The organism is Nocardia flavorosea NBRC 108225, from assembly GCF_001613385.1.
GTDB lineage: Bacteria > Actinomycetota > Actinomycetes > Mycobacteriales > Mycobacteriaceae > Nocardia > Nocardia flavorosea.
In genome coordinates, this window is sequence record NZ_BDCG01000015.1 from 187,299 (window position 1) to 205,873 (window position 18,575).

The window sequence follows — 18,575 nt, forward strand, 5'->3', positions numbered from 1 at the left end:
ATGGAGAACGAGATGGGTGAGGTGTACGACGGCGTCCGATTCGACCCGGCCGCCGCCGGGAAGGCATCGTCGGGCCTGGATGCGCTGGCAGATCGGCTCGCCGCCGATCTGGCGGCGGTTCAGGAGGCGCTGACCGTGGTGCCGGCGGGTTCGGACGAGGTGTCGGGCCGGGCGTCGCAGACCCACAACGATGTGGCGACGTCCTATCTGACAAGTGCCCAGGCCGGCGTGCAGGAAATGCGCAAACTGGCGGCCACATTGCGGCTCAGCACGAACCGGTTCGACGGCATGGAGTCCGATAACGCCGCCGACCTCGGCGGACCCAAGGCCTGACCGGCCCCCACAGTGCCGATGAGCGAAGGATATTTCCTGGCGATGATCGAACCACCACGGCCCGGCTTCACCGGTGTGGTGTGGCCCGCACGTCCGGCCGACCGGTTGGCCCGCGAGCTCACCACCGGCGCCGGTTCGGTGCCGATGGCCGAGGCCGTCCAGGCCTGGACCCGGCTGGCCGCGTCCATCGGTGCGGCGGTGGTGGAATACGACAAGGCCGTCGTCGAAATTCGCGGCGCATGGGGATCGGGCCGCAGTAGCGAAGTACTGCAGCGTATTTCGGCACTGCGGGATTGGCTGGTGGAAGCGGCGGGGGCCGCCGCGGCCAACGCGGCGCGGTTCCAGGCGCAGGTTGCCGCCTACGAAGTGGCGCGGCTGGCGATGCCGCATACCGCCGATATCGAACAGATCCAGCAGGTCCAGCGCATGCTCGAATCGGTCGGCGGAATGGTCGGTGCGCCGATCAAAGCTGTCGCGGCCGAGACGGACAAAGATTCCGACGTGGCGAAGGCCGTGGCCTCCCGGGTCATGGAGAACTACGAGAAGGCCACCGAACCCCTCGCGCTGCCCTGGCAGCAGACCACACCGCCGGTGGTGGCGCCGGAGACCGCGCTGGCCGCCGAGCATGCCGCCGCGCCCGCACCGGCGCCGCGTGTCCGGGGCGGTGTTTCGCTGGGATCGATGGGTATCGGAGCCGTCCCGATCCCGGGCGCCGTTCCGCGGGTACCCACTGCTTACAGCGCCCCGCTATACGCACAATCGGCGACGACGCCGGAAACCACCCCGCAAACAACCCCGGTCCCCAGTGCCGGAGCCTCGTCCCAGGCGGCCCCTCTCGCCCCGGGCTCGCCGGCCGGCGCCGGTGGAGCGGCTCCGGACACGTCCCGCTTCCCGCGCGCCGGACTCCCGGGTGACGAGAGCGATCACCTCGGTGCCGAAAACGAACTGCGGGCCGCGCCCGCGGTACTCGGTGGTGTCGAACCGGTGGCCCCCGCGCCGGAGTCCCGGGCTGGAGGTACGTCGTGACGACTCTGACCAACGACGCGCTGCTCGCGGTCGCCGACCGCATGGGCGTGCAGACCCTGCCCGTGGTACTCGATGTCGGGCCGCAGCAGGACTCCTACGAAGAGTGGCAGGCAGCCCGCGAGCGCGCCGTTATCGAGCTGACTGCGGCGGGCGTCTTCGATATCGAAGGCGATGTCGACGCCGAGACCGGGCAGGCATTGTTCGTGCTGGCGCAACCGGATCGCGAGCTGGTGGCCCGCGGCTTTGCCGAAGACCGCACCCTGCGACTGTGCCTGGCCCGGCGCGGCGAACAGCATGCCCTGGCGGTACGCTGCGGGGACAGCTTCGAGATCGCGACGATCTGGTGCGACGGTTCAGCGGAGGCGCTGGCGCGCCCGCTGCTCGAAGCGCTGGGCCCGGCCGAGGCGGCCGAGGTCGCGGGGTTCAGCGCACCGGCCGACGAACTCGCCGGTCGGCTCGATACTGCCGAAACTACCGGCGATTTCGCCGATGCCATCCATGCCCTGGGAGTGGGGGACCACGATGCCACGGTGCTCGCCGCGGCATTCTCGTCCTGCCAGGGCTTCACCGAAATCGTGGCCTACAGCCATAAGGACGGACTCAGCACGCGCGCACCGGGCGCCGTCGCGGTCTATGACACCGATCGCGGGCGGCTCGCGGCCGCGCCCACAGTCTCGCCGGATCGACAGATCTGGTCGACGGTCACAACGGGTAGCGACCATCGGGTGACGCAGGCAATTGCCACCTTGCTCGAAGGCCTCCCTGGGGGGAGGTGGCTGACACCGTAAATCCCCAGGTGACAACCCACCGGCGCGAGATCCCGCGATCTCGGCGTACGTACAACCTCAGGAAAGGAACACCGTAATGTCAACTCAGGGTGTTGATCTCGACCTCGAGCTGGTCAAGAAGGCGACCGGCGAAATGTACCAAGCGATCGAAAATCTGCGGCTGTCGGTGAAAGCCGTCGATTCGGCCAGCGACGCGGCCCGTGCGGGCTGGAAGGGTGATGCGAACGCCTCGTTCGTCACCACCTCGCAGGCGTGGAGCGACGAGTCCGACCGCCTGAATCAGAAGCTGGACGAGCTGACCCAGGCCACCGAGGACGCCACCCAGACGATCCTGGGCATGGACGAGGATGCCTTCATTCCCGGCGGCGGCTACACCAGCCTTTGATCCTGCCTCGCGGCACTTCACCTATTGCTGGACTGAGAAGGAATTGGGAACATGAGCGATATTTTGTACGACCGTCCCACTATGGAGGCGCTGTTCGACTCGCTGAAGACCGAAGGCAGCAAGATCCAGGGCGAGATCGAGGCCCTGGGTACAGCCAAGGACAACTTCCTGCAGGCCATGGCCAGCCAGGGCGCCCAGGAGGGCTTCACGGCCGCGCACGCCTCGGTGAACACCGAACTCGAGGATACCTTGCACAAGCTGGACCAGCTTGCCATCGCGGTCGAAAACGCGCTGCAGCGCGCTCTGGAGACCGATAAGAAGATCGGCGACGGGTTCGCTGCCTTCGGCTGACCGGAACCACCGTTTCGGTGCACAGACGGCACCGGCCGGTTGGATCGGATGAGGATCCAACCGGCCGCTGCCGTATCGGCGGCCGGGTCAGCGAGCGGCGAGTGATTCGCCGATGTAATGCATTTCCTCCCGCGTCGTGACCATGTTCACCGTCGTCGTCACCGCCGGCGTGCGCACCGTGATGCGATTTGGGGTGGCGGGATCCTGGAGCAGCGAAACGTCCGCATCGACCGTCGCCGGCGGTTCGTGCGGTTGCCGCACATGCACGATGGTGGCGCCACCGGCATGGGCGATCGGTGGGACGCCGTCGAATACCAGCAGTGTGGTGCTCGGATAGGGAGCCGTCGGCAATGGAGGTGGTCCGGGCGGGTGGTAGCTGGCCCCCGCGGCACGGGGCGCGATGGTGAGCAACTGGGGAGTGTCGAGATTCCGAACCATCGTTTGCCATGCCTCCGGGCGAGCGGTATGCACGATGGCATGCGCACCGAGCGCGGTGGCTCGAAGAATCACCTGCTGCGCCAGGTCCAGGCTGCCGATGACCTCGAGCTGGCGGGTTCCTTCACCGACCAGGGGGACAGCAATACCCTGCCCCAGGTCGTCCGCGCCGATGAGCTGGCCGCATCCGGCAGTGGGAACGGTGAACTCGCTCAGTGCGGTCAGAGTGCCGCGATAGGCGATATCGCGTCCCCACCGTCCCGTGAAGCCGACCGGCAGCGTATCGAGCAAGATGCGGAGCTGATCTCCATACAGTTCACGTAATCCGTCGAGTGGCGGCCGTTCCGGCGGTTCGACGGTATCGAAGCGGACCACTGCATTCAGTACGACGGTATCGACGAGTTCGGTATGTGGATCGTCACGGTTGATCCCTGGCCGCAGGCGCAGCGTAACGGTGGTCGACAGGCTGGGCACGGTCCAGATATCGGCCAGCCCGCCCGGGCCTACCATATCGGCGCTGATCTGATACTGGGCAAGGTGCCGACCCTGGGATTCCAGCCACCTGGGTGATTCCGTGATCATATCGACCGCGAAACCGTGAGTGAGTTCGCGTACCGCCATATTCATCTCCGTCGCGGTGAGAACCGAGGCGGCGATATCGTGAGCGGCCAGCCGGTTCGCCACCCGCCTGGTCGCGATGATGGCCGCACGGAGGGCGCCCGCGCCGCCGCCACCCCGGTTGTCCACGGCTTCGGCGTTGGCCAGCGGATCCAGTCGCAGTACCAGCCAGCAGGTGCGGTGCGCGATCGCGGGGAGGGGGCCGAGGATCCGGTCGTAGAGGTGTGCGGCGACACCGGTGCCGGCCGTGCGCGCACCGGTGCTGACCACATCGATACCAGCCAGGGTGAGGTCGAACTGATCGAGGCAGCGCGCTATTTCGGGCAGCGGTAGCAGCTGCTCGGTGTTGAGCGCGCCGGGCCGCAGAAGGGTCAGGGTGTCCGGCGGTGGATTGATGCGCAGCATGGTCAGTAGCAGATCTCCGTCCCAGCGCACCCCGTAGCCGCCGCCCTCGGGGAGCGGGACGTCGAACGCGGCCGCTTGGTCCAGCCGTTCGGCCGGGACCTGTCCGCGCCGGGCTGTCATCCCGGCGACCCGCGCGATCAGGGTTCGGCCGCCGATGGGCGCCAGACCGATGAGCCCGGCGGTGGCTCCGGCGCCGAGCGAATACCAGACCGATTCACTGAACGCCAGCACGATCCAGGCGGCCGCCGCCGCGACCAGGATGCCGGGAACAACTATTCGAAGTGGAAAAATGCGGAACAACCAGAATTCGGGATCTCGCAAGGTGTCGTATGCCGACCGGCGGAAATTTACCGAATCCTGAGGAGCCGTTCGGTCGGTTTCTTCGGGCTCCGGAGAAACGGAACCGATGTCATCTACAGCTTGATCAGCGTTCATTGTCTCGTTCACAATTGCCTGTTCCTGCCTCGGCCGCCGCATTCGCTTACCGGTGCGCGATCGCTGATTTCGACCGACGTGGCCCTCGAGAATTACGGTACCGTGTCGAAAGAGATTGCGGTCGACAGCGCGATGGAGTCCCGAGTGCCAGCACAGCTGACTACCCGTGCCCAGGTGAACGGGTACCGTTTCCTGCTACGACGACTCGACCACGCCCTGGTCCGCCGCGATGTGCGTATGCTGCACGATCCCATGCGTTCCCAGATCCGTTCGCTGCTGGTCGGTCTGGTGCTCGGCATACTGGTCATCGCAGGCGCGGCCATTCTGGCCTTCCTGCGTCCGCAGGGCGCGATCGGCGATGCGTTGATCGTCTCCGGCAAGTCCAGTGGGGCACTGTATGTGGTGGTCGAGAAGGAGGACGGCAGCCGGACACTGCACCCGGCCCTGAATCTGGCCTCCGCGCGGTTGATCACCGGCAGCAACGCCGAACCGCATGCGGTCAAGGACGATAAACTGGGTGACCTCCCGCGCGGCCCGCTGCTCGGAATACCCGGCGCCCCGGCTGCGCTGCCGGGCTCGGCGCAGGGCGGCGATTCGCATTGGTCGCTGTGCGAGAGCATCGAGTTGTCTGCGGGCGGTAGTGCGGCGTCGGCGGTCGGCGCGACCACCACGGTTGTCGGGGGCGCCCCGAACCTCACCGACCGGATCCGTGCCGCCGGCCCGGCCGAAGCCTTGCTGGTGACCCGCGACGATAAGACCTACCTGATCTACGACGGGAAACGCGCCGAGATCGACCCGGACGATTCGGTGGTCGCCCGCGCTCTCGACCTGCCGGCCCACCGGCCGCGACCGGTCGGTACCGGATTCCTCGGCGCCACCACGCAGGTCGCCCCCTTGAAGGCACCGGTCATCGACCGCGCCGGCGAATCGGGTCCGGGACCGCTGGCCGAAGTGCCGGTCGGCGGGATCATTTCCGTCGCGAGTGTCGGCGGTGACGCCCGCCCGGAGATGTATGTCGTGCTCGCCAACGGTGTGCAGCCGGTCTCGCCCTTCGCCGCCGAGGTGATCCGCTACGCCGATTCACAGGGGATGAGTGAGGTGCCGGTGCTGCCCCCCGATGTTCTCGACGAGATCCCAGTGGTCCAGCGGTTGCCCGTGGCGGATTTTCCCGGCGAGATTCCGGAGATCGTCTCGGCCGAGGACGGACCGGTGACCTGTATCGCCTGGTCGAAATCACCGGGGACCGCGCCCGCGGAAGAGGGTGCCGGGGACGGGCCGGGCGAAAGGGCAGCGGTGGGGTTGCTCATCGGGACCGAACTGCCGATTCCGGATTCGGCTGAACCGGTCCGGCTGGCCACCGCGGACAGCAGCGGTGACCGGGTCGACGCGGTCTACGTCGAACCCACCCACGGTGAATACGTCCAGATCACGGGTATGGAACCGGGCAGTCCGCGGCGCGGGAGTCTCTTCTACGTCGCCGACAATGGAATCCGCTACGGCGTACCCGACCCTGCCACCGCTGGCGTCCTCGGTCTCGGCGATACCCCACACCTCGCGCCCTGGGCGATTCTCGGCCAGCTCGTCCCAGGGCCCACTTTGGACCGGCGCGAGGCGCTGGTCAGCCACGATTCATTGACGGAGGGCTGAACCGGGCGCGCCCGGCGAGGGCTCGGCCAGGCTTTTCGTAACCGCTGACACCTGTCGTCGCGGATCGTGGGCCGTGGCTGACTACTGTCGGACAGATGGTGGTGTGCATCGCCGCTGGTCTGATTTCTCACCACTCCTCGCGCCGAATTCGATACATCGGTGTGGAGTGCGGGCGCGCCGGAGAAGGACCCGCGTGGCGTGACCCGCCCTGCGTCTCGGTTTCCGGTCGGGGCGATTCGGTCGGTCGCCCAATGTGTTCGCCTGCAGCAAACGACCCGTGGCTGCGCTGCTGCCGGCCGCAGGTGGGAGCCGGGTTGGATCGAGCGGCCGGAGACGCGCGGACGGGTAGTCCGGCGTTCACCTATCATGAAGTCTCTCCGGTGCTGGAACCAATCACGCGGCAGGGCCCCCTTTCGTGGCCTGTCGCAGCGGCTCAGTCAGGGTCGGTCCAGCCGATGTTCAGTGATGCCAAGACCGTGGCGAGCGCGAGCCGCATATCGGGTTCCTCGATACGCCGCAATACCGCTTCGTCGATATCGGTGAGGTCCAGCGTTTCGTCGTTGGCCAGCCGGAACTCACGTTCCTCTTCGGCCGCCTCGATCACATTGCGGATGAACCGGCCATTGCCCGCGAGGTCGACGCCGCGGCGCGGCTGTCCACTCTGATCGGTGCTCTCCATCGCGTACAAGCGGTCGCAGGCCCTGATCAGCACCTTCAGTGCCGCCTCGGACAAATCGGAATCGCGTTTCTTGGCGATCACCTCACCGATCTGTCCGAGTTCGGTCGCATTGTAGGACGGGAACTGCAGACGTTTGGCGAAACGGGAAGCCAGACCATCGTTCGCCGCGAGCAACCGGTCGATCTCACCGTCGTAGCCCGCGATGATGACCACCAAGCGGTCGCGGTCGTTCTCCATCCGCGCCAGCAGCGTATCCACCGCTTCGCGACCGAACGCGTCACCGCCGGAAAGTCCCGTCTGGATGAGGGTGTAGGCCTCATCGATGAACAGAACACCGTCCATCGCACCATCTATCAGTTTGTTGGTCTTGATCGCCGTACTGCCCAGATGCTCGCCGACGAAATCCGCGCGTTTGGCCTCCACCATCTTCTCGGTCTGTAGCAGGCCGAGACCGCAGTAGATCTTGGCCACCACCCGGGCGATGGTGGTCTTACCAGTACCGGGCGGTCCGGTGAAGGCCAGATGCTGGCCGCGCGGCACACTGGCCATCCCTTTCTCGGCGCGGATCTTGGCCAGCTGTGCGGTCGATTGCAACTTGGCGACCTGGGTTTTCACCGAGGCCAGCCCGATCTGTGAATCCAGCTCCGCCCGCGCCTCGGTCAACGTTTCCTTGGCGCGGTCCTGCACCTCCGCCCGGTTCATCTGCTCCATCGTGGGGGAGGAGGCCGGATCCCATTTATCGGTGCGAGCGGCGATGACATCGCGGCTGGTGACGGTGATCCGGAAGGTGCGATCGCGCATAGCCGAAGCGTTGGCCTCGAAGTCCGGCGCCTGCGAGTACACCTTCTCGAACAGGGCCTGCGCCTCGTCCTCGTTACCGGTTTCGCGCAGGCACAGGCCGCGGCAGAACATGGCGGTTGTCCGGGCGGCGGGGATCGGGCCTTGTTCGGCGGCCTGCATCCGGCGGATCGATTCGGCGAACAAACCAAGTTGGGCGCAGGCCGTCCCGACCATCACATGCGCCCCCGCTGCCAGATAAGGATCGTCCCATTCCGCCGAGCCCGCCAGGACGGTCATCACGTCTGACCAGCGTTGCGTGGTGTAGTGCAACACTCCGCGCACATACGCGGCGATGCGGTTGTCGGCTTCGCGTCCGGCATCGTTCAGTTGGCCCTTACGGTATTGCTCGAGCTGGTCCAGGACCCGCTCCGCCTCGTCCAGGTCCTTGTCCGCTATGAGCTGCGCGGCCCAGGCGAGGGAGATCTCGGTGCGGCTGGACAGCGGGTAGTCGATGTAGAGGCCGGGCTGGAAGCGACCTGCCAGTTCACGCGGCCGCAGGCCCACCCGGCGTTGCTCCCGATACAGCGTGCTGTCACAGGTCTTCTGCAGGTTGAACAGCACATCCTTGGTGAGCTCACCGGCGGCCGCCCGGCCCAGCCAGGCATCGCACATACCGGGATCCCATTCGGTGGCGCGCTGGAAGGCCAGCTTGGCGTACTCGAGGTCGCGGGCGGACTCCTGCCCCTCGATGGACAATCCGAGCGACAGAACCCCGGCGTCGAATGCACGTTGAGCTTGGCGGTTGCCGGTCATTGCAGGCGCTCCCCGAATTCTTGTATAGGCGTGAAGAGAACGATTATCTGGATACCAGACTACCGATCGCGCACGCCTCGGTGCTCCGATACATTGGTTCAGTTGCCGGGAGGACGCAACGCCAGGTCATCCAGCTGGGAGTGCTCGACAATTGCGGAAGTTACTGATACAGCCACTGTCCCGCATCGCGGCAGCACCGGAGAACGAAATGCGGATGGCGGTAAAATGAATTGTCTACGTCCGAGGCGTGAATTGTTGATCGGAACGTGGGTGGGGAGGTGAGTACAGTGGTCGAAACGCCGAGCGCCACCCGCGCGCAGGAACCGGAGCTGAGCCGGGTTTCGGTGATCGGGGGCAACACTCAGGTCGATGTGGGGCTGCCCGCGACGGTGCCGATCGCGAGCTTCATCGCGGATCTCGTGGCACTGATCGAATCGCGTAACCCGGCTCTGCCGGATTCCGAGGACGATGCGGGTCCGCTCGACGCCCAGCACTGGACCCTGGCCCGGCTGGGCCGCGAGGCGATCGCGCCGAGTCGCACCCTCACCGAGGCCGAGGTATACGACGGTGAACTCCTGGTACTGCGCAAGGTCGGCGCGAAGGAAGCGCCCGCGTTGTTCGACGATGTGATCGATGCGGTATCCCGGCTCACGGCCGAGGAATTCACCGGATGGTCGGGCGCGGCAGCGCGCTGGATGGGCCTTGTCGTCTCGCTGTTCGCCGTACTGACCACGCTGGCCGTGCTGGTGCTGTCCCGCGGCGCCGGTGATCCGCTGGCGCCGGGGCTGGCGCTGCTCGGCGCCGGCCTGGGCGCACTGGTAGCGGCGGGGATCACCGCACGCAGATACGGCGACGAGATCACCGGTACGTGGTTGTCGGCCGACGGGCTGCTGCTGTTGTTCGGTGGCGCCGGACTGCTGGTTCCGGGGACTCTCGGCAGTCCCCATCTGCTGCTGGGGAGTTCGGTTCTGCTGGTGGCCGCGGTCCTCGGGTACCGGCTGACCGGAGTGGGCGCCACGCTCTTCTCCTGCGCGGCGGCCGCCGCGGTAATCGGTTTGGTCACCGCCGTGATCTATCTCCTCTGGCATCCGGGCCTGCCGAAGGTGGGCGCCGGACTGCTGGTCGCCGGCATCATGATCCTGTCCATGGTGCCGCGGCTGGCGGCGCTGCTGGCCAGGTTGCCGGTCCCGCCGGTACCGACAGCGGGCGCGGCGATCGATCCGGCCGATCACGAACCGCGGCCGACCATCGAAGGTATCGGCGCGATCGGCGCGACCGCCTTGCCGTCCGCGGCCGGGCTGGGAGAGCGGGCCCGGCGGGCCAACCAGTTCCAGACCGGTCTCGTCGCCACCTGCACCGCCACCGCGGTGATCGGCGCGTTCGCGGTCGCCGACCCGCTGGGCCCCTACCGTTGGCAAGGCATCACCCTGGCCGTCATCACCGCGATCATCCTGGCGTTGCGAGGCCGGTCGTTCGCCGATATCGCCCAGGCTGCCGTGCTGATCGGTGGCGCCTGTACGACCTTCGTGGCGCTGATCGCCGGATTGTCGTTCGGCGACAGCGGTCTCATCCTGCTCTGCGCCGGCATCCTGCTCGCCTTCACGCTCGGCGTAGTCGGGTTCGGGGTGATCGGTCCGCGTATCGAGGTCACCCCGGTCGTCCGCCGGATGATCGAGCTCTTCGAGTATGCGCTGATCATGGCGGTGATCCCGCTGGTGCTGTGGATGATGGGTATCTACGGCATGGCCCGGAACCTGAGCCTATGAGCGTTCGATCACCGCGACGGCTGCTGCGAATGGTATGTGCCCTCACCGTATTCGGTGCGGTGGCGCTGCCCGGCTCGGTCGCAGCGGCCGTACCGCCACCGGCCGTCGACCCGGGTGGGCTGGCGGCCGCGCAGGCGATCAGCGGCCGGCCCGCCCCGCTGGAACCCACCGAACAGAGCGCGGTCTGTGCCGAGCCGGTGCTCACCGGTGCACCACCCAGTGCGCCACCGGTATCGCAGCAGGTGCTGAATCTACCGGCGGCCTGGCAGTTCAGCCGCGGCGCGGGTCAGAAGGTCGCGGTGATCGATACCGGAGTGAACCGGCATCCGCGGCTGTCGCGGTTGCAACCCGGCGGCGACTACGTCTCCGATACCGACGGCACGGTCGATTGCGATGGGCACGGCACGCTGGTCGCCGGGATCATCGCCGCCCAGCCCAGCCCCCACGACGCCTTCGCCGGCGTCGCTCCCGACGCGGAGATCCTGAGTATCCGCCAGCTGAGCCTGGCGTACGAGAAGAAGGACAACAACAACCGCGACGCTCCCGGCAAGATCAGCACCGCCGGTTACGGCACCGTGCTCACTCTGGCCGGTGCGGTGGTCCGCGCCGTGGACATGGGTGCCACGGTGATCAATATTTCCGAGGTGGCCTGCACCCGGGCCGGGCTGGACACCGCCGACGGTGCTCTCGGCGCCGCGGTGAAATACGCCTACGACCGCAATGTGGTGGTCGTGGCCGCGGCCGGGAACCTGCAGAGCGACGGTGCCTGCCAGAACCAGAACTCCGGCTCCGGCTGGGAATCGGTGGCCACGGTGGCCAGCCCGGCCTGGTTCTCGCCCTATGTGCTCGCCGTCGGCTCTGTGGACCCGAACGGCCAGGCTTCTGAGCTGTCGCTGAACGGGCCGTGGGTGCAGGTGGCCGCGATCGGCCGAAATATCGTCTCGCTGGACAGCAAACCCGGTGGCACCGGACTGGTCGACGGCGTGCAGACGAGCGAGGGTATCCGGTCGGTGGAGGGCACGAGTTTCGCCGCGCCCTATGTCGCGGGCCTGGCGGCGCTGGTGCGGTCGCGGTTTCCCGAACTCACGGCCGCGCAGGTGATGGACCGGATCACCCGCACCGCGCATGGCCCGGGCACCGGCCGCGACGACGAGATCGGGCACGGCCTGATCGATCCGCTGGCCGCCCTCACCGCCGAGTTGCCAGCCGAACCGGTCGGAGTGGGAGCGGCGGCCGCCCGGCCCATCGCCGCGCCGGTTCCTCCCCCCGGCCCCGATCCGCGACAGCGCTGGATCGCGATCGCAGGTTCGGTGGTGTGCCTGTCGGCGTTGGCCATCGGTGCGGCGATCGCCTACCCGTTCCGCCGTCCGCAACGCGAACTCGACCTGGAACCGGACCCGTAACCACGGTCCGGTATCGACCGCCGGCTGCCGAATCGAGAAGGAATCATGGCTACCGAAGGCTTTGTACGCCGACCCCGTATCGCCCCGCCGCGGGCGCCGGGCGGTGAGGTCGCACTGACGGCGCCCCCGGAGGTTCCACGCGCCATACCGGCGCCGCTGATGATGAAGATCATGCCGGTGGTCATGGTGATCGCGGTGATCGGCATGATCGCCATGATGGCGATGATGGGCCGCAATATGCTGGCCAATCCCTTCATGATGATGTTCCCGATGATGATGATCATGTCGATGGTGGGCATGATGGCCGGGTTCAAGGGCGGCGGTGGTAAACGTGCGGTCGAGTTGAACGAGGAACGCAAGGACTACTTCCGCTATCTGGACCAGATCCGTAAGGAAGTGCGCCGCACCGGTGGCAAACAGCTCGAATCACTCGGCTGGAGTCATCCCGAACCCGCCGATCTGCTGTCGCTGGTCGGCACCCGCCGGATGTGGGAGCGCCGTCCCAACGACCCCGATTTCGGGCATGTACGCGTCGGCCTGGGCAGTCACCGGCTCGCCACCAAACTGGCCCGTCCGGAAACCGGCCCGCTCGAAGACCTGGAACCCGTCTCGACCGTGGCGCTGCGCCGTTTCGTGCGCACGCATTCGGTGGTGCACCGGCTGCCGACCGCGGTATCGCTACGCGCCTTCCCCGCCATCAATATCGGCGGCGACCCGGCGGAGGCACGCACCCTCGTGCGCTCGATGATCACGGAATTGGCCGCCTTCCACGGTCCGGATCATCTGGCTGTCGCCATCGTCTGCAGTGACCCCGATGCACCCGTCTGGTCGTGGGCGAAATGGCTGCCGCATCTGCAGCATCCCGTCCAGCGCGACGGGATGGGTTCGGTGCGGATGATGTACCAGTCGCTCGGCGAACTGGAGACCGCACTCTCGGCGGAGCTGCTCGAGCGCGGCAGGTTCATGCGCAACCCGCAACCCACCCAGGGCCGGCTGCATCTGGTCGTCGTCATCGACGACGGCTATGTCAGCGGTAACGAGCGGCTGGTGGCCGAATCGGGCCTGGATTCGGTCACCGTTCTCGACCTCACCGCCCCGGAAGGGGGCCTGGCCGTACGGCGCGGTCTGCAGCTGGTCTGTTCGGACGGCGAGGTGTCGGCAAAGAGCGCCGCAGGCATCGAGCGGTTCGCGACCGCGGATTCGATGAGCACCGCCGAAGCAGAAGCCTTTTCCCGTGCGCTCGCGCGGTATCGCCTGGCGACGGCCGCGCAGATCGTGAGCCTGGGCGAGGGCACCACCGCCGACCCCGGTCTGATGGCACTGTTGAAGATCTCCGATGCCGCCCAGATCGATCCGGCCCGTGTCTGGCGGCCGCGCACCGCCCGCGAACGTTTGCGGGTGCCGATCGGGATCACCCCCGACGGGACGCCGGTGGAGATCGATATCAAGGAGTCGGCCGAGAACGGTATGGGGCCGCACGGCCTGTGTATCGGTGCCACCGGCTCGGGTAAATCGGAATTCCTGCGCACCCTGGTGCTTTCGCTGGTGACTACCCATTCGCCGGATGCGCTGAACCTCGTACTGGTCGACTTCAAGGGCGGCGCGACCTTCCTCGGCCTGGATCCGCTACCCCATGTCGCGGCGGTGATCACCAACCTGGAAGACGAACTGTCACTGGTGGACCGGATGAAGGACGCGCTGGCCGGCGAGATGAACCGGCGTCAGGAGCTGCTGCGTTCGGCCGGTAACTACGCCAATGTCAACGATTACGAGAAGGCCCGAGCCGCGGGGATCCCGCTCGACCCGCTACCGGCGCTGTTCGTGGTGGTCGACGAGTTTTCCGAACTACTCTCGCAGAAGCCGGATTTCGCCGAGCTGTTCGTGATGATCGGTCGGCTCGGCCGCTCATTGCACGTACATCTGCTGTTGGCGTCGCAGCGCCTCGAGGAGAACAAGCTACGCGGGCTGGAATCGCATCTGTCCTACCGGATCGGCCTGCGAACGTTCTCCGCCAACGAATCCCGTGCCGTTCTCGGTATCACCGACGCCTATCACCTGCCCAGTGTCCCCGGCTCCGGGTACCTGAAGAGCGACGCCTCCGACCCGCTGCGGTTCAACGCCAGCTACGTATCGGGCTCCTACGAGGCGCCGCAAAGTACCGCCACCGAGGACGGCGGTCCGGTGGCCCGGCAGCGCCCCGGTTTGTTCACCGCCGCGCCCGTCGAAGTCCCGGAAACGGCCGCCGAGAACACCGAGCCGGAAGAAAGCGCGGCTCCGTTCAACCCGCTGCTCGAACTTCCGCCGCCGCCGTCGCGAGTGGCCGCAGCGGCGCCGGACGGCGAGGGGGTGCCCGATTCGCTCCTCGATGTGGTGGTCAAACGGCTCACCGGCCATGGCAGGCCCGCCCACGAGGTGTGGTTGCCGCCGCTGGAGGAGTCGCCGACAGTGGATATGCTGCTGCCCGACCCGGATTGGCGTTCGCCGGTGAACCGGCACGGCCAGTTGTGGATGCCGATCGGCGTGATCGATAAACCGTACGAGCAGCGTCGCGATGTACTCACCATCAATCTGTCCGGTGCGCTGGGCAACGTGGCGGTGGTCGGCGGCCCGCAATCGGGTAAGTCGACCACTCTGCGCTCGATCATCATGGCCACCGCCGCCACCCACACCCCCGAACAGGTGCAGATCTACTGCCTGGATTTCGGCGGCGGCAGTATGGCGGGCCTGGTCGGGACCCCGCACGTCGGTTCGGTGGCCGGCCGGCTCGACGGCGACCGGGTGCGCCGGACCATCGCCGAACTCACCTCGCTCATGCGCCAGCGCGAGGAGCGGTTCGCCGAGCAGGGTATCGAATCGATGGCCGAGTACCGCCGCCGCAAATTCGTCGCTCTGCAGCAGGGGATAGCCGATCCGTTCCCCGAGGACGCGTTCGGTGACGTCTTCCTCGTGATCGACGGCTGGGCCGCCATCCGCGAGGAATTCGAAACGCTGGAACCGCAGATCAACGCGATTGCCGGGCAGGGACTGTCGTTCGGAATCCACCTGCTCATCGGCGCCTCGCGCTGGGCCGAGATCCGGCCCGTGGTCAAGGACCAGATCGGTACCCGGATCGAACTACGGCTGGGCGATCCCACCGATTCGGAGATGGGCCGCCGGGTCGCGCACCAGGTGCCGGTGGGCCGGCCGGGTCGCGGTCTGACCGCCGACCATCTCCATATGCTCATCGCCCTGCCGAGGCTGGACTCCGACTCGGATGCGGCAAGTCTCGCCGAAGGGGTGTCGCGGGCGCGGACCGAACTGGCACAGCTGTACCCGAACCGCCGCGCGCCGCAGGTGCGGATGTTGCCGTTGAAATTCGAGCGCGCCGAGTTGCTCGAACAGGCACGGACCCGGGGAATCGAGGGCGACGCCACGAAGGTCGTGGTCGGGCTCGGGGAGTCCGAGTTGCAGCCGCTGGTCATGGATTTCAATGCCGAGCCGCATTTCATGGCCTTTGCGGACGTCGAATGCGGTAAGACCACGCTGCTGCGCAATATCGTCATGGGGATCACCGAGAACTCGACGACCGAGCAGGCGCGGGTGATCATGATCGACTACCGCCGCACGATGCTCGGTTTGATCGAAGGTGATCAGCTCGCGGGCTATTCGACGTCCTCGCAAACCTGTGGCCCGATGATCAAGGAAGTCGCCGGCTATCTGGCGAAACGTATTCCCGGATCGGATATCACACCGCAGCAGCTGCGCGACCGGAGCTGGTGGTCCGGGCCCGAAATCTACATCGTGGTAGACGATTACGATATGGTCGCCGCCGGCAGTGCGAACCCGTTCCAGCCGCTGGTCGAATTCCTGCCGCAGGCCCGCGATATCGGTATGCATCTCATCGTCGCCCGGCGTATCGGCGGCGTGTCGCGGGCGTTGTTCGACCCGATTCTGGGCACCATGAAGAACATGTCGGTGGAAACGCTGATCATGAGCGGTTCCAAGGACGAGGGCAAACTCGTCGGCGATGTGCGGCCCACCAAACTGCCACCCGGACGTGGCGTGCTGGTATCACGGAGTCGCGGTATCGAGATGGTGCATATCGCCCATCTGGACCCGCTCTGAGCGGGCTTCTCGGAAATAGCCGGCGGGTCGTTGTCCGGCCGGCGTCGTCGCGCCGGCCGGACAGGGGTCAGCCGTACGCCGGCAAGACGATCGGGTATCGCGCCAGCGGTCTCATCCGCAGGCTTGCCGATTGCGCCCCGACGAGGATGTCGCCGGCGGGCCAGCTGTCGATATGTCGTTCGAACAGCGCGCAGGAGGGGCTGCGGGTGTCCGGTCCGGCGATCCGCGCCAGGTGGAATCCGGCCCGCCGGTAGTAGGCGTGCAGATCGGAGTTGGAGGTCCAGGCATCCAGCCGGACCCAGTGGCGGCCGCGGGCACGGGTGAGGGTGGCGGCATGGGCGAGCAATCGGCGGCCGACACCCTGGCCCGCGAAGCGCAGGTCCACGATCAGATAGTGCACGATCAGCGAATCGGCGAGCTCGATCTCAGTCCACAGTTGTTCATCGGCGCGGTCGTTGACGGTGATCGTCCCGGCCGGGTCCCCGTTCACTTCCGCGATCCAGGTTTCCCCACCCGTCAGCGCGCGGTCGACCACTTGCGCGAAATAGTCGATCGATAGTCCCGAGGCCTCGGTGGACCATTGGTCGGAGCCGCGGGCGGCGAGCCATGAGGCGCGTTGTAGCCGCAGGTGACAGATCAGGTTCAGATCATCGAGAGCGGCCGGCCGAATCTGCACGGTCATGGGCTAGAACCATATCCCGGACCGTTCGGTCTGTTCCAGCACGGCGCGAATAACGCCGGTACCCGCGGCGTCACCCAGTTCATAGGCCAAACGGTTACTGGCGGCGATCGATCGATGCCGGGTGACCCTGGTGACCCGGTCGTGATTCGCGCCGATACGTACGTGATCCAGCAGGACGGTCCCGATGGCGACCCCGAGGACCACCGCCTCCTCGGCATTCGCCGGGCGGGCGACGATCGTATCGCGGTGTGCGGTTTCGGCGTACCCGCGGTCGGCCAGGCGCCGGGTCGTGCCCTCGGCGATATCGTGCGGCGAATCTATTCCGGTGGCCTCGGCCAGATCTCGCGGATAGAAGCTCACCTCCCACGACCACGGCTCGTTGTCCAGGAATTGCACGACCGTACGGGCCAGAACCCAGGAATCCACCGGAACATCGAGCAGTTCGGCGATCTGCTGATCCGCCGGCTCCATCCGGGCGTTGAATTCCTTGGTCGGGACACGCCCGGCGGCTCGGGCGATCTCTTCGAAAATATCGTGCGACGCGCGCGGCCGATTCGGCCGGATGTGGTCGGTCACCACGGATTCCAGTACTTCGCGGTTCCGGACGATCGTGCCGCGAGAGGTAGCCGTATAGACGAGGTTTTCGGTGACCAATACCTGGATGGCGTTACGTGCCGTGGTCAGCGAAACCTGCATTTGCTCGGCGAGTTCCGAGTGGCTGGGCAGGCGGTCCCCGGGCCCCCACTTACCTGCTCGTATTTCCTCGCGGAGGTGGTCCGCGATCCGTCGATACGTCGGACCGTCCGCCATCGTGCTCCTCGGGTGGTCTCCAGGTAACGAAGTGTACGCTTTTCGTGTCGGGGGTGGCCGTTATCGCTTGACAGCCGACTTTCGCGGTTTATTGTAATCAACGTACTGACCCGGTGTTGTGCGGCGATGAACGGCGAGGCAACCGTGACAGGTTCGGATACAACAGTCGTAATGGCTCTTCCCAGCGCCCAGCGAGGCGCTGATCCTTTGGCGCAGAAAGGGACTGCCGGTCCACTGCCCAATTCCGACCTACTGGTGCGGGCCGCGCGCGGGCACCGGGTGGTCGGTGGGCAGCTGCTCTGGTACGCCCGCGATCTCGCCGTCCTCCACGAGCGCAGACTGGTGGGGCGCGGCGGGTCGATCGTCACCGACCCCGACAGACTGGTCGAGATCGATCGCCGGCGGATGGAATTGGTGCTGGCGATCGACGATTGGGTGGGGCGCAACGTTCCACAGCACCGTCTCGGGGTCACCCTGCACACCGAGACCATCGGCGCGATCATCGACCGGCTCGCGGAATCGGCGGTCCGCGCACACCACGCGCTGATGACCCTGGATGCCGATGACGATCTCCTGCACGGCGCCTGGCACCACCTGGCCGAACTGGCCGACGCCTACGACGCACTGGTCGGAGATGTCCTGGCCGGTCGGCGCCGGCTGCCGGAGTGGTGAGCTCGCCGCCGCGGCACGGAGATCGTGCTCCGCGATAGGCAGGGTTCTCAGAACGCGCGGATCGGATCGGCCGACCGTGGGGCGAGCAGCCGCATGCACGACGTGCCTACTCGCTCACCGGCCGGTCGGGGTTCGGCGTCTCGCCTGCGATATCGACGACACACGCCTCACCCATGGCCGCTTCGGGCGGAGGCCTGGGCGCGAGTTCCATGGTGGCGACCTGGGTGACCGCCGGCCGATGGCGTCGAGCTCGATATCGGTGATGTACTCGCAGGCCAACGGTTCTCGTCCTCTGCTGGGGCCGAGTGATACCGGGGCTTCCGCCGGGCAATGAGGTCGGCGGCCGGAACGGTCGTCGGTACCGGAGATCCTCCTCGGCCGGCACCGTCACAGTGCGGCATCCACACAACGGACTCCGCCGCGCCGGGTACACGGGCAGGCAG

14 protein-coding genes are annotated in these 18,575 nt (G+C 66.8%); 10 read left to right on the forward strand and 4 right to left on the reverse strand.

Going from position 1 to position 18,575, the window contains the following annotated elements; genetic code table 11:
• From NFL01S_RS19120 to NFL01S_RS19140, 5 genes are all read left to right on the forward strand, one after another.
• The gene (locus NFL01S_RS19120) at positions 1 to 333 is read left to right on the forward strand and encodes a PE domain-containing protein (protein WP_062977181.1); all 333 of its coding nucleotides are present in this window, start codon (positions 1 to 3) and stop codon (positions 331 to 333) included.
• A gap of 18 nt (positions 334 to 351) precedes the next feature.
• The gene (locus NFL01S_RS19125) at positions 352 to 1,359 is read left to right on the forward strand and encodes a PPE domain-containing protein (RefSeq protein WP_245670784.1); all 1,008 of its coding nucleotides are present in this window, start codon (positions 352 to 354) and stop codon (positions 1,357 to 1,359) included.
• The gene (locus NFL01S_RS19130) at positions 1,356 to 2,147 is read left to right on the forward strand and encodes an ESX secretion-associated protein EspG (protein ID WP_062977184.1); all 792 of its coding nucleotides are present in this window, start codon (positions 1,356 to 1,358) and stop codon (positions 2,145 to 2,147) included. Before NFL01S_RS19125 ends, NFL01S_RS19130 begins: the two co-directional genes overlap by 4 nt.
• A 76-nt stretch (positions 2,148 to 2,223) precedes the next feature.
• Positions 2,224 to 2,532 carry a WXG100 family type VII secretion target gene (locus NFL01S_RS19135; RefSeq protein ID WP_062977187.1) on the forward strand — a complete coding sequence of 103 codons (309 nt, stop codon included), beginning with the start codon at positions 2,224 to 2,226 and terminating at the stop codon, positions 2,530 to 2,532.
• 51 nt (positions 2,533 to 2,583) lie between these two features.
• Complete coding sequence (locus NFL01S_RS19140) at positions 2,584 to 2,883, forward strand: hypothetical protein (protein WP_062977189.1); 300 nt, start codon at positions 2,584 to 2,586, stop codon at positions 2,881 to 2,883.
• 87 nt (positions 2,884 to 2,970) lie between these two features.
• On the opposite strand, the gene eccE is transcribed toward NFL01S_RS19140, so the two are convergent.
• Positions 2,971 to 4,662, reverse strand: coding sequence for a type VII secretion protein EccE (gene eccE, locus NFL01S_RS19145; protein ID WP_062977546.1), 1,692 nt, complete (start codon positions 4,660 to 4,662; stop codon positions 2,971 to 2,973).
• 258 nt (positions 4,663 to 4,920) lie between these two features.
• Here eccE and eccB point away from each other — a divergent pair, with 258 nt between their 5' ends.
• Positions 4,921 to 6,423: a type VII secretion protein EccB gene (gene eccB, locus NFL01S_RS19150; protein WP_062977548.1), complete on the forward strand. Its 1,503-nt coding sequence runs from the start codon at positions 4,921 to 4,923 to the stop codon at positions 6,421 to 6,423.
• 433 nt (positions 6,424 to 6,856) lie between these two features.
• Here the strand turns inward: eccB and eccA are convergent, their stop codons facing one another.
• On the reverse strand, positions 6,857 to 8,695 hold the full coding sequence (gene eccA / locus NFL01S_RS19155; protein WP_062977191.1) for a type VII secretion AAA-ATPase EccA: 1,839 nt from the start codon (positions 8,693 to 8,695) through the stop codon (positions 6,857 to 6,859).
• Between the two features lie 278 nt (positions 8,696 to 8,973).
• Here eccA and eccD point away from each other — a divergent pair, with 278 nt between their 5' ends.
• From eccD to eccCa, 3 genes are read left to right on the forward strand one after another with little or no spacing between them, the layout of a single operon-like run.
• The gene (gene eccD, locus NFL01S_RS19160) at positions 8,974 to 10,461 is read left to right on the forward strand and encodes a type VII secretion integral membrane protein EccD (protein ID WP_245670785.1); all 1,488 of its coding nucleotides are present in this window, start codon (positions 8,974 to 8,976) and stop codon (positions 10,459 to 10,461) included.
• Positions 10,458 to 11,864, forward strand: coding sequence for a type VII secretion-associated serine protease mycosin (gene mycP, locus NFL01S_RS19165; protein ID WP_157116699.1), 1,407 nt, complete (start codon positions 10,458 to 10,460; stop codon positions 11,862 to 11,864). Before eccD ends, mycP begins: the two co-directional genes overlap by 4 nt.
• Positions 11,865 to 11,909: 45 nt before the next feature.
• Positions 11,910 to 15,968 (forward strand): type VII secretion protein EccCa, encoded by a 4,059-nt coding sequence (gene eccCa / locus NFL01S_RS19170; RefSeq protein WP_062977195.1) that lies wholly within the window; start codon positions 11,910 to 11,912, stop codon positions 15,966 to 15,968.
• Positions 15,969 to 16,035: 67 nt separating this feature from the next.
• Here the strand turns inward: eccCa and NFL01S_RS19175 are convergent, their stop codons facing one another.
• The gene (locus tag NFL01S_RS19175) at positions 16,036 to 16,650 is read right to left on the reverse strand and encodes a GNAT family N-acetyltransferase (RefSeq protein WP_062977197.1); all 615 of its coding nucleotides are present in this window, start codon (positions 16,648 to 16,650) and stop codon (positions 16,036 to 16,038) included.
• 3 nt (positions 16,651 to 16,653) lie between these two features.
• On the reverse strand, positions 16,654 to 17,460 hold the full coding sequence (locus NFL01S_RS19180; protein ID WP_062977199.1) for a GntR family transcriptional regulator: 807 nt from the start codon (positions 17,458 to 17,460) through the stop codon (positions 16,654 to 16,656).
• A 171-nt stretch (positions 17,461 to 17,631) separates the two neighbouring features.
• Here NFL01S_RS19180 and NFL01S_RS19185 point away from each other — a divergent pair, with 171 nt between their 5' ends.
• Positions 17,632 to 18,132, forward strand: coding sequence for a DUF4254 domain-containing protein (locus NFL01S_RS19185; protein ID WP_062977201.1), 501 nt, complete (start codon positions 17,632 to 17,634; stop codon positions 18,130 to 18,132).
• Positions 18,133 to 18,575 lie beyond the last annotated feature (443 nt).

What these genes read in the sequence shown, in the direction of transcription:
- NFL01S_RS19120 (WP_062977181.1), top strand. Translation starts at nt 1, where the DNA reads ATGGAGAACGAGATGGGTGAGGTGTACGACGGCGTCCGATTCGACCCG.
- NFL01S_RS19125 (WP_245670784.1), top strand. Translation starts at nt 352, where the DNA reads ATGAGCGAAGGATATTTCCTGGCGATGATCGAACCACCACGGCCCGGC.
- NFL01S_RS19135 (WP_062977187.1), top strand. Translation starts at nt 2,224, where the DNA reads ATGTCAACTCAGGGTGTTGATCTCGACCTCGAGCTGGTCAAGAAGGCG.
- NFL01S_RS19140 (WP_062977189.1), top strand. Translation starts at nt 2,584, where the DNA reads ATGAGCGATATTTTGTACGACCGTCCCACTATGGAGGCGCTGTTCGAC.
- eccA (WP_062977191.1), bottom strand. Translation starts at nt 8,695, where the DNA reads ATGACCGGCAACCGCCAAGCTCAACGTGCATTCGACGCCGGGGTTCTG.
- mycP (WP_157116699.1), top strand. Translation starts at nt 10,458, where the DNA reads ATGAGCGTTCGATCACCGCGACGGCTGCTGCGAATGGTATGTGCCCTC.
- eccCa (WP_062977195.1), top strand. Translation starts at nt 11,910, where the DNA reads ATGGCTACCGAAGGCTTTGTACGCCGACCCCGTATCGCCCCGCCGCGG.
- NFL01S_RS19175 (WP_062977197.1), bottom strand. Translation starts at nt 16,650, where the DNA reads ATGACCGTGCAGATTCGGCCGGCCGCTCTCGATGATCTGAACCTGATC.
- NFL01S_RS19180 (WP_062977199.1), bottom strand. Translation starts at nt 17,460, where the DNA reads ATGGCGGACGGTCCGACGTATCGACGGATCGCGGACCACCTCCGCGAG.
- NFL01S_RS19185 (WP_062977201.1), top strand. Translation starts at nt 17,632, where the DNA reads ATGGCTCTTCCCAGCGCCCAGCGAGGCGCTGATCCTTTGGCGCAGAAA.